10 protein-coding genes are annotated in these 10,124 nt (G+C 52.8%); 5 read left to right on the top strand and 5 right to left on the bottom strand.

The annotated features are described in order from the left end of the window. Together VFG09_14830 and VFG09_14825 are read left to right on the top strand one after the other, a co-directional pair. Window positions 1–247, top strand: a 247-nt coding sequence (locus VFG09_14830; protein ID HET6516426.1) for a hypothetical protein, incomplete at its 5' end; no start/stop codon positions are given. Window positions 248–280: 33 nt separating this feature from the next. Continuing rightward, window positions 281–1,198, top strand: a complete 918-nt coding sequence (locus tag VFG09_14825; GenBank protein HET6516425.1) for a universal stress protein — start codon at window positions 281–283, stop codon at window positions 1,196–1,198. On the opposite strand, the gene tmk is transcribed toward VFG09_14825, so the two are convergent. The 5 genes from tmk to VFG09_14800 form a co-directional block, all read right to left on the bottom strand. Beyond that, window positions 1,184–1,831, bottom strand: a complete 648-nt coding sequence (gene tmk / locus VFG09_14820) for a dTMP kinase (GenBank protein HET6516424.1) — start codon at window positions 1,829–1,831, stop codon at window positions 1,184–1,186. The genes VFG09_14825 and tmk overlap by 15 nt on opposite strands. After that, window positions 1,828–2,832 (bottom strand): hypothetical protein, encoded by a 1,005-nt coding sequence (locus VFG09_14815; GenBank protein HET6516423.1) that lies wholly within the window; start codon window positions 2,830–2,832, stop codon window positions 1,828–1,830. Before VFG09_14815 ends, tmk begins: the two co-directional genes overlap by 4 nt. A gap of 141 nt (window positions 2,833–2,973) precedes the next feature. Then, window positions 2,974–3,822 (bottom strand): 3-hydroxy-5-phosphonooxypentane-2,4-dione thiolase, encoded by an 849-nt coding sequence (gene lsrF / locus VFG09_14810; GenBank protein ID HET6516422.1) that lies wholly within the window; start codon window positions 3,820–3,822, stop codon window positions 2,974–2,976. Window positions 3,823–4,182: 360 nt separating this feature from the next. Continuing rightward, on the bottom strand, window positions 4,183–5,205 hold the full coding sequence (locus VFG09_14805) for an alcohol dehydrogenase catalytic domain-containing protein (GenBank protein HET6516421.1): 1,023 nt from the start codon (window positions 5,203–5,205) through the stop codon (window positions 4,183–4,185). A 16-nt stretch (window positions 5,206–5,221) separates the two neighbouring features. After that, window positions 5,222–5,989: a 3',5'-cyclic-nucleotide phosphodiesterase gene (locus VFG09_14800; GenBank protein ID HET6516420.1), complete on the bottom strand. Its 768-nt coding sequence runs from the start codon at window positions 5,987–5,989 to the stop codon at window positions 5,222–5,224. 245 nt (window positions 5,990–6,234) lie between these two features. On the opposite strand from VFG09_14800, the gene VFG09_14795 reads away from it, so the two are divergent. Genes VFG09_14795 through VFG09_14785 form a run of 3 tightly spaced genes read left to right on the top strand, consistent with a single transcriptional unit; the run spans window position 6,235 to window position 9,977 of the window. Further along, the gene (locus tag VFG09_14795; GenBank protein ID HET6516419.1) at window positions 6,235–7,581 is read left to right on the top strand and encodes a hypothetical protein; all 1,347 of its coding nucleotides are present in this window, start codon (window positions 6,235–6,237) and stop codon (window positions 7,579–7,581) included. A gap of 25 nt (window positions 7,582–7,606) precedes the next feature. Next, a complete protein-coding gene (locus VFG09_14790; protein ID HET6516418.1) occupies window positions 7,607–8,476 on the top strand; it encodes a cyclic nucleotide-binding domain-containing protein in 870 nt (289 codons plus the stop codon). Between the two features lie 19 nt (window positions 8,477–8,495). Next, window positions 8,496–9,977: a hypothetical protein gene (locus VFG09_14785; GenBank protein ID HET6516417.1), complete on the top strand. Its 1,482-nt coding sequence runs from the start codon at window positions 8,496–8,498 to the stop codon at window positions 9,975–9,977. Window positions 9,978–10,124: the final 147 nt, after the last annotated feature.

Here is a 10,124-nt window from a genome sequence, read left to right as displayed (position 1 = left end):
CCCACCGGAGAAATCGGGAGGTATTATCGTCATCCGGGTTCCTAAGAATCCCAGTCTTGCCCTGCTTGAACAACTAATTCATCAATTCCTGAAATCACTCACTCAAATGTCTATAGGCAATAACCTCCTAAAGTTCCAACTTGACAAATGCTTTTTTTGTGGTAAAAGGAAATTAAGGAGCGTCCCGACAAAGCCAACCCCTCCTCGACGAGGGGGCGGAAAGTGGGTTTTCGAGGCCATGTTTTGAAGGACAAAGACGTCATTGTGAGAGAATTGTCGGATGTTGAACACGCCATCTTCCATGAATTCCGTACAGTTTTGCCCCCTATCAAGACTTGAGAAGTTGCTTGTAGCGACGGATGGTTCTCTATTTAGCGAAGGGGCTGTGAGGGAGGCAATAAGCTTTGCCAAAAAGTGTTCGAGCATGCTCTATCTGATGTCAGCAGTTCCTCGATATGAGATCAGCGGCACCAATGTTTTCGAGAAGGAAGAGGAAGAGGCAAGAGAACATCTCCACTCTGTGAAAGAAAGAGCTTTACAAGAGGGCTTAAACTGTGAAACCGTCCTTGTCCATGGAGATGAGCCCCATCGGCTGATAGTGGATGCGGCTGTGGCGAGAGGGGTAGACATGATTGTCATCGGAAGACGTGGCCGGAGAGGACTAACGAAGATCTTGATGGGTAGTGTAGCCGCAAAAGTTATCTGTCATGCGCCGTGCAAGGTCTTAGTTGTTCCGAAGGCCGCGAGGATTGAATGCAGAAATATATTAGTTGCCACTGATGGTTCGAGGCACAGCCATGCGGCAGCCTCAGAAGCGATTGAAATTGCGAAACGCTGTGGAAGCAATATCATTGCGGTCTCCGCCGTCTGCTCAGAAGCCGATAGGGGAGAAGCGATGGCAAATGCTAACGAAGTCAGAGAGGCCGCAAAAAAGGAGGGTATCCCGGTGGAAGCACTTATACCTGCAGGGAGGCCTTGTGATGTTGTGGTCGGGATGGCATGCGACCGGAGTGTGGATCTGATCATTATGGGTACGTACGGGAAAACGGGGATCAAGGAACTTCTCATGGGAAGCTCAACAGAGAAGATTATCGGGAACGCAGGTTGTGCAATGCTGGTGGTGAAATCCGGTAAATATATGACATCAGTTGAAGATACTCAAAGGAATTGTCGCGACTTATCCTTAGTTCACAGATGAACCGGTTGCTCCTTTCTTCAGGAAATCATCCACCATAATGATGATCTCTTGCTGTATCTCCTCTATCGATCCTGAGGCATCGATCAGCCGTATCCTCTCAGGCTCTTTGTGAGAGAGTTTATGGTATCCTGCGCGTACCCTGGTATGAAATTCGATGTCTTCGAGTTCGAGGCGGTCGATCTTGTTGGCGCCTCTGTTCCGCTTCAGGCCTGTTGCCACATCGAGATCGAGCAACAGGGTGAGATCGGGTTTCAAGCCGCCCGTCGCGGTCCTGTCCAGGGCATCGATAACGCTGAGATCAATGCCCCTGCCATAGCCTTGATAGGCAATCGTCGAATCGGTGAAGCGGTCGGTAAGAACGATCCTGCCGGAATTGACCGCCGGCAGGACCACTTCATGGATGTGCTGGCAGCGGGATGCATTGTAGAGGAGAAGCTCGGTCATATGGTGCATCTCTCTATGTTCGACCTTAAGGAGTACCTCCCTGATCCTCAAACCGATCGGCGTGCCGCCTGGCTCCTCCGTCAGAACCGTGGCGTATCCTCTGTCCGAGAGATGGCCGGCAAGGAGTCGTGCCTGCGTTGTCTTCCCTGTCCCTTCGATGCCCTCAAATGAGATGAATACCCCTTTCAAAGGGATGCTTCCTTGACCCTCATGAGGAGCTGAAAGATCTTTATCGTTTCAGGTATCGTCCTTGACCCGGCGCCGCAGGAGGGGGTGAGGAGTGTCCGGGACGACAAGAGCTCTCTTGGTATATGCTCAGACAGAGAGGCATATTTTTTCTGAAAACCGGCGATGATGGTCTCGGGCGTCTCCCTTGCTATCGCATCTGTCGTGGGCACGATGCCCCATGCGAGATGCCCGCCCTTTTCGAGGAAGGGTTTGATATCGGTATAGTACATGGCAAGGTTCTCGAAATAAGCATAGGCATCGAAGTTGATCACGGATACGCCGGTCTCTATGACGAGAGGCCAGTCGGCATTCCCGCAGCAATGGATGCCGGGGATGCCTCCTGAGGCCTTGATCGTATCCGAGACTTCCCTGAGCAGCCTGAGTGTTTCGTCCCTGCTTACGCCGAGATACGTGCTGCTGCCTATGGCTGAAAGGATCGGTTCATCAATAAATATGATCACACTGTCGGCATACTGTCTGAGCTGATCTATCTGCCATCTCGCCTTCGCCTGGAGGAGCATGAGCGCTATCTGGCGGAGCTCCTCATCGAAATAGACAAGGCGCCCTTCGGTGTCTTTGAGCCCGAGGGTAAAGGTGAGAGGACCTGTTATCTGGCCTTTCAAGGTCTTGAAATGTCTCGGTCGGATCATCTTGAGAAAGGCGTGAAGACCATGGGCATAGTCTTCCGATATCGCGATTTTGGAGGCTTCGGTCCATGATTCATAGAACCTCTCAAGGTCATCACCCTTATCCCTGCTGATGTGTATGCTTTCATGCTCGGCGTCGATCCTGACGAAGGGCATCCCTTCGGAGTACTGGGTAATCATCCATTCGAGAAAGGATATCTTCGGGAGCTGAGGCCAGAATGGTATATCAAAGGTCTGGAGCACAAGCCTGCAGGCCTCCTCGGCATCACGATGAGGGAGGCTTCCTACGCCGGTTATGGAGAATGGCTTGAGCATTGAGAACATAATACATGAAGAGGGTGCGAAAAGGCTATACTTTTCGGAACCCCACGCTCTCTTGCTCGGTTAGTCCCGTTGGGCAATCTGAAGGGAAGGGCTAGCCCTTATAATTCACAACCTTCGGAGCCGACGTCTGGGCTAGTGCCTGCTGAGCTCTTCCCTGCTCGCGGTAGCGCCCTGCATCTTCGGTCTCTTCTCCTTTGCCTTGGCGCTCTTGAGGCTATTGAAGATGTCATGGGCCTCCCGGGGTTTCGCGCCCTCGTGTACGACTGCCCTTACTGCCTGAATCATGGCAACAGGCGCCTCAGATTGAAAGATGTTTCTTCCCATGTCAACACCTGCTGCCCCCCGTCTTATCGCATTATAAGTAAGCTCCAGCGCCTCAGGCTCGGGCAGTTTCTTCCCGCCCGCCATAACTACGGGAACAGGACAGGTCTTTACCACCTTTTCAAACCCCTCACAGTAGTAAGTCTTCACAAAGTGAGCGCCGAGCTCGGCCGCAATACGGCAGGCGAGCGCAAGGTACCGGACGTCCTTTCCCATATTCTTCCCGACTGCCGTAACAGCAAGCACGGGAACCCCATATCGCTGCCCCTCATTGATGAGTCTCGCGAGATTCAGGAGGGTCTCCTTCTGATTAGGAGAACCTACGTAGATGGAGATGGCAACTGCCGCGACGTTCAGCCTCACAGCATCCTCCATCGAGACCGTTATCCCCTCGTACGAGAGATCTTCGTCGAGAATGCTGTTCCCTCCCGACACCCTGAGCACGATCGGCGTCTCAGAGGAGGGGTCCACTGAGGTGCGGACGATCCCCCTTGTCGGCATCAACGCGTCAGCATACGGCAAGAGCGGCTTAATCGTCTTGCCAGCATCTTCGAGACCCGTCGTAGGCCCGAGAAAATATCCATGATCCACTGCAAGCATGACGGTCTTTCCGTCAGGCTTGATGATTCTCGAAAGGCGGTTCTTCAGTCCCCAATCCATAATCGTTCCTCCTCCTTGACAAGTAAGTAATCCTTCCAGTGCATAAAACGATCTTGTTCGCGAAGGCAGGTATGGCGAGAAGCCTTGTATCGCGATACCTTTGATGGTTGCCGACCGCCGCTGTATGCTCAATGCGGGAGGTCACTTACGATGAAGTCATCGAAGTACCTCATTGCCGGAATCTCATCGCCTGTACAGGGCCTCGATCCATGCCTGCCTTGCCATAGTTTACAACGTTAGGATAATGCCTCATTACGGTCATTCCCGCCTGTCGAATCCCTCTTCGAAGAAAGATTGCGGACAAGCGGCAATGACAGAATTGCGTGTTCGATGCGGTTTTAACGGTCTGGTATTGTCGCCTCAAGGTTCTATGATCACTTTCATCGATTCCTTTGCTTCTTCGACGAGGCTGAACCCCTTCGCTGTCTCCGAAAGGGGCAAGCGGTGCGTTATCATGTCGCCGACGTTAACCTTGCCCTGTCTGATGAGCTCCAGGGCGACCGTATGCTCATCATAGTTCGCGGCGTATGACGATGTCAGGGTTATCTCGTTCCGCCAGAAAAGGTCATTGACCGGAAGAGGGACGGCAACCCCCTTGCTGGCAGGAGCGAAGAATAAGATAGTCCCTCCCCTGTCAACGGACCGAAATGCTGAAGAGATCGCCTTTTCGGCGCCGGTAGTCAGGATGACAATATCAGCCGGTCTCCCTCTGTTCATTCTCCTGAAGGATTCAGGAAGATCGTCTCCTGCCTCGAAGATAACGTCCGCACCGAGCTTCTTTGCGAAATCGAGTCTGTACCGGACGATGTCGACGGCTCCTATCATCGAGGCACCGAGGACCCTTGCCGTCTGGATGTGCAGCAGGCCCGAAATGCCGCTCCCGATGACAAGGACGCTTTTCCCCACCCTCGTGCCGGCAATCCGCTGTCCACGGTAAACACAGGCGAGGGGCTCAACAAAAGTCGCCTCAGCGAAGGAGACGTTGTGGTGCAGGAGATAGACGCCCCTGTCGACATTGATCGAAGGGAGCCTCACATACTCGGCAAATCCCCCGGGATGAAAATTTGTGCTTCTCAGCGTATCGCATACGGTGTGGTGGCCGTTGAGACAGTAATGGCAGGTATTGCAGGGCACATGATGAGAGGCCGTCACCCTGTCACCGACCTTATACGTCCCGACCCCGGCGCCGACCGAGGCAACCTCGCCCGCAATCTCATGACCGAGGACAAGGGGGCCTCTGCCGGCCCTGTACCAATGCATGACATCGCTGCCGCATATGCCGCTCGCCCTTATCCGTATGAGCATTTCTCCTGGGCCGATAAGAGGGACGGGCATCTCCTCGATGCGGATGTCGCCTTCGCCGTAATACCTTGCAACATTCATGATGGCTACCTTGGCCCTAGATTGTGATTATCTCCCCGTCTTTCAGCAGCCTGAGGTTCCCGATCCCGAGGGCGGCGAGTTCTTTTCGAATCGTTTCGAAGTACTGGGGCTTCGGATGGGTGACGCAGACCATCTCGGGCATATGGCTCAGTTTTGATAATTCCTCCTTCAGCAACTCGGGAGTCATGTGCCTTGCCACGAGCGCCATTTCCTTCATCCTGTTGGGAAAGGAGACCTCGATGATCAGCACGTTGATCCGTCTGTTTCCTATCTTCTTCCATGTCCGGTCTGTCGGTCCCGTATCGCCGGTATAAAAGAACAGCCGCTTCCGCGAATCCTCGACAAGGTATCCCACTGCAGGCACCGAGTGATTTACCTTGTAGGGAGTGACGGTATAGTCATCTACGAGTACGGGACTACCCTCCTTGACCTCAACGAGGGTTATGATCGCATTACAGGGGTCGGGGATTACCGTAAAATCGGGCCAGACAGAACTGTTAAAGAGATCTCTTTTTATTGTCTTGATCACCGGCAGAATGCTCATGACATTCACGCTGCGATTGTGGTTCTTCGTTATGATATTGTCTGCCAGGAAGGGTATCCCTTTTATGTGGTCGAGATGGGCATGGGTGATAAAGATGTTCTTAATCCTTAGCTGTTCCTTCTCGCCGAGCACATTCGTGAGGCTTCCGGCATCAAAGAGGATCCTGCCGCTCAGGAGAAATCCCGGAGGATTATGCCCGGGGAATTCGGCGCCTGAAGATCCAAGAACTCTCAGTTTCATGATCAGATCCTCTCTGCAGAAAAATTCGTCTGTGGCGCAAAGGGCTTCGTGACCGTTTGACCTTTCGCTCCATGATTATATACTTCTCGTTCTTCAAAAAACAACGACAGGAAACCTGCGGTTCGCCAAAGGATCGTTACATCGTTACAAAGGGTCGCGACTTGACAAGGAATGGGGGAAGTGATAGGTTAGATTGAAACCGGGGCAGCAAAAATGATCTCCTTTTTGGGCGGGTGCTGGGGGCTATGATGCATTCAGTCAGTGAGAGCGCCGATCCCGATGTTTTAAACGACGGGGCGAAGATCGCTGTCATAGGAGGGGGGCCGTCGGGATCGTTCTTCAGTATCTTTGCACTCAAGATGGCGAGGATGCTCGGAAAAGAATTAAACGTAACCATCTTCGAGCCCAAGGATTTTACGAAGGATGGTCCGGGTGGCTGCAACAGATGCGGGGGCATCATTTCTGAGCTCCTTGTCCAGACGCTGGCTGTCGAGGGGATAAACCTGCCTGATTCCGTGGTGCGGAAAGGTATCAATTCGTATAAGCTCCATACCAATGAAGGCTCTGTTTTTATCGCCACTCCCCACTTTGAGAAGACTATCGCCACGGTCTACAGGGGAGGCGGACCGAAGGGCATGATGGCCGGGGAGAAAGAGAGTTTCGACAATTTCCTCCTCAGGCAGGCGGTGAAGGAAGGCGCTGTCCACAAGCCCTTACGGATTGACGGCATCACTTATAGGAACAAGAAACCGGTACCCCTTTCCAGGAACAGTGAGATTATGGAAGCAGACCTCGTTGTGGGAGCCTTCGGCGTAAACAGCACGGCAGGCACGCTGATCGAGAGTATGGGGTTCGGCTATGAAGAGCCGCTGACAGTCACGACAGCGATCGCAGAACTCCATATGAGTGAACAAGTAGTAGCTCAATATTTTGGCAATTCGATCCACCTTTTCCTTCTCCCGGACAAGGGCCTGAAATTCGCTGCTATGATACCGAAAGGGGCCTATGTGACACTCTGTATCTTGGGCAGCGAGATACATGGCCGCACCGTAGACGATTTCCTTGACAAGCCTGTTGTGAAAGTTGTTCTGCCGAAATCGGATCCCTATAAGCTGGAGTGCCGGTGCCTGCCGAAGATGAACGTAGGCGCGCCGAAGATAGCCTTCTCTGACAGGGTAGTTATGTGTGGAGATGCCGGTTCGACGAGGCTCTTCAAGGACGGACTGGGGGCTGCCTATCTGATGGGCAAGGCGATAGCAAAGACCGTCGTGTTTCATGGAGTGGGTAGGCAGCACCTCAAGGGAAGCTACAAACCGGTTTACCGGAGCATTCTTATTGATAACTATTTCGGGAGGGTCCTTTATGCCGTTACTGATATATTGAGGAAAAACAGCGTCTTCACGAAGGGGATGCTCGAGGTTATCCAGAGGGAGCAGGAGGGAGTCGCCGGCCACGTGGTACTGAGTTCCATTCTCTGGGATATGTTCACGGGAAACGAGCGGTACAGAAACATCTTCCCGAAGGCCCTCGATGTAAGGATGAATCTCCATCTGTTGAAGGAGATTGCAAAGGCAATGGTGAAGGCGGCCTGAAAACCGGCCAAAACGATAGGGGGAAATGATGCAGGAAGGAGAACTCGGCAAGACTTACTCTGACGGTGAGGTCATCTTCCATGAAGGTGATACGGCAGAGGTGATGTATGTGATACAGTCAGGAAAGGTCAGGATAGCAAAGAAGGCTGCCTCCGGAAATGTCACCATCGCAACGCTCCAATCAGGGGACATCTTCGGAGAGATGGCGCTCTTTGACAGGCTGCCGCGTTCGGCAACAGTCATTTCCGAAGGTGATGCGAGGGTCCTGAGCATCGACAAGAAGAAACTCTTTGCGACCATAAGCAGGGACCCGACGCTGGTATTCAAGATCCTCGAGTCGATGAGCCAGAGGATCAGGAGGCTCAATGAGGAGCTGACGAAATTCAAGAAGAGCAGGCTGGACGTCCTCACGGCGAGCATGGACGTTGACGGCGCCTGCAACCTTATCCTTGACGAAGCAAAGAATCTCGTCCACGCAGACAACGGTTCGATCATGTTGTTTGATGAAAATGATAAGACCCTCTCGATACGGGCCGCCTTCGGCGTCGAGTCAGGGGAAAAGGTGAAGTTTTGCGCAGGCGAGGGCATTGCCGGTGATGTTATCAAGACGGGAAATGCTGAGCTCGCGAATAATGTCATGTTGGATTCACGGTTCAAGAAAGGAGAGATGCACATCCAGTCTCTTCTCTGCGTGCCGCTCAGATACGATGTCCATGACCTCGGCGTCATGAACATGAGCATCACCTCCGACAGGCTCTTCACGCTCGATGACCTGAAGCTCCTGAACTCTCTTTCCGTATATGCGGCCATGGCGATCCATAATGCCAGGAACCTTTCGACCCTCAAGAGCGCAGCTGAACGGGTCCTCATGCACGCCACCTTGCTCGACGTGTAATGAGGGACGGGGGAAGGGCATGAATAACGGCATTCTCGTAGAAGTCCTCGGCGATTACGGCCCCTTTTCGAGGATGGGAAAAAGCATCGGATATCAGGTGACCTTCGGCCGGTCCAGGTATCTCATTGACTGCGGCGCCCCGCTCTTTCAGCAGATCGGCGGCCATGGCCTGAAGGACATCGCGGGTCTCATCATCACCCATTGCCATGACGACCATAAACGGTGGTTCTCCGACCTCGCCCTCTTCAGCAGGTACGCGCCGGACGTATCAAGGAAGGTCCTCCTCCTCACATCGGAGGCCGTCCACGAGGAAATCATGAGGGCATCAGGTTCTGCCTTGGAAAAGAGCCTTTCAGGCGATTCAAAGAGGGTGATCGATATCGCCTACGACGAGTTTATCGATTACCGGAGGATCGGCCCCCGTCCACGATACCGGATCATTTCTACCGACCAAGGAGAGGGAAGGTCGGCTCTCTCGGTGATTGACCTGGATGGCAGGATCGTTGGCCCCGACAGGGCCAAGATCATTATCAGCACAAAGACAAAAAGACCGAGGCTCCTCTTCAGAGACCCTCACTATGAGGAATGGGTTGAGCCCGAGAGTTTTTATCCTTACTCGTCCGATGTCTTTTACGAAAAAGCGAAGAATGTCTACAAAGACCCCGAGGGGTTCACGATCGAGCCGCTCAAATCGCCTGTCTGGCACGGTGTCCCGGGAATAGGGCTGAGAATAAGTACGGATGAGGAAAGCCTCATATTCAGCTCGGACACCGTCCATAATGTATTACTGTGGGAACAACTCTACACGGAAAAGAGAGAGCAGCAGATGAGAATGCCGAGGAAGGAATTCGAGTCTGCTACGGTTATCTACGGTGATATGAATGATTATATCGAGCGAACATGGAGCAAAGAGCGTTACGAAGAGGCCCTCAACGCCTTTCAGGGATCGATTGTTATCCACGATATTGCTGAAAGGAGCAGTGTTGTTCATACGGATTACCAGAGCCTGAACAACACGGTGCTGGAAAAGGAGAAGGTCATTCTCACCCACAGCCCTGACAGGATGACTTCCGAATGGGTATTGAGCAATGCAGGAAAGACCTTCATGATCAGAGGGACAACTTTTTTTGAAAAGGTCGGAGAAAGGCTCTTCCATCTGAATGCCGACGTGTACCACAGAGAGAGCGGCAAGTATTACGTGGGTTACCGGAGCGAACACGGGAAGTATACGCTTTATGAGAAGGACAGAGTCCTCTCCCTTTCTTCTCAGGAGCGTTCTCATCCAGGAACCCCCCTGTACAGCGTCGACTTGTATGAAGACATTGCCGGCAGATATTTCCCAAAACTGGAAGACGACCATGGCGAGTATCGGGAACGAAAGGACGGGAAGGTGGAGTATGTCGAGTTTGCCGATACAGGCAGTATCGGAAGGGTCATAGAGGATCATAGAGAAAGGCTGGCGCGGCGCGCCGACCATGTGGCGAGGCATCTGGGGGAATAGAGGCCAGGCCCTGTCAAGAGGTTTTGACTTGGCGTCAGGTTTCATATAGAATTATTACCCATGAAGGTCGGTTTCCTCTATGATGACGTATTCCTCGGACATGAGGCTCCTTATCCGCATCCTGAGTGCAAAGAGCGCCTCATCGCA

The sequence above is a fragment of the Thermodesulfovibrionales bacterium genome (assembly GCA_035686305.1).
GTDB lineage: Bacteria > Nitrospirota > Thermodesulfovibrionia > Thermodesulfovibrionales > UBA9159 > DASRZP01.
This window is presented reverse-complemented; position numbering and strand designations above follow the sequence as displayed.

Coding starts and splice junctions, on each gene's coding strand:
- VFG09_14795 (HET6516419.1), top strand. CDS start 6,235: ATGATGCATTCAGTCAGTGAGAGCGCCGATCCCGATGTTTTAAACGAC.
- VFG09_14805 (HET6516421.1), bottom strand. CDS start 5,205: ATGAATGTTGCAAGGTATTACGGCGAAGGCGACATCCGCATCGAGGAG.
- VFG09_14800 (HET6516420.1), bottom strand. CDS start 5,989: ATGAAACTGAGAGTTCTTGGATCTTCAGGCGCCGAATTCCCCGGGCAT.
- VFG09_14825 (HET6516425.1), top strand. CDS start 281: ATGTTGAACACGCCATCTTCCATGAATTCCGTACAGTTTTGCCCCCTA.
- lsrF (HET6516422.1), bottom strand. CDS start 3,822: ATGGATTGGGGACTGAAGAACCGCCTTTCGAGAATCATCAAGCCTGAC.
- VFG09_14790 (HET6516418.1), top strand. CDS start 7,607: ATGATGCAGGAAGGAGAACTCGGCAAGACTTACTCTGACGGTGAGGTC.
- VFG09_14815 (HET6516423.1), bottom strand. CDS start 2,832: ATGCTCAAGCCATTCTCCATAACCGGCGTAGGAAGCCTCCCTCATCGT.
- VFG09_14785 (HET6516417.1), top strand. CDS start 8,496: ATGAATAACGGCATTCTCGTAGAAGTCCTCGGCGATTACGGCCCCTTT.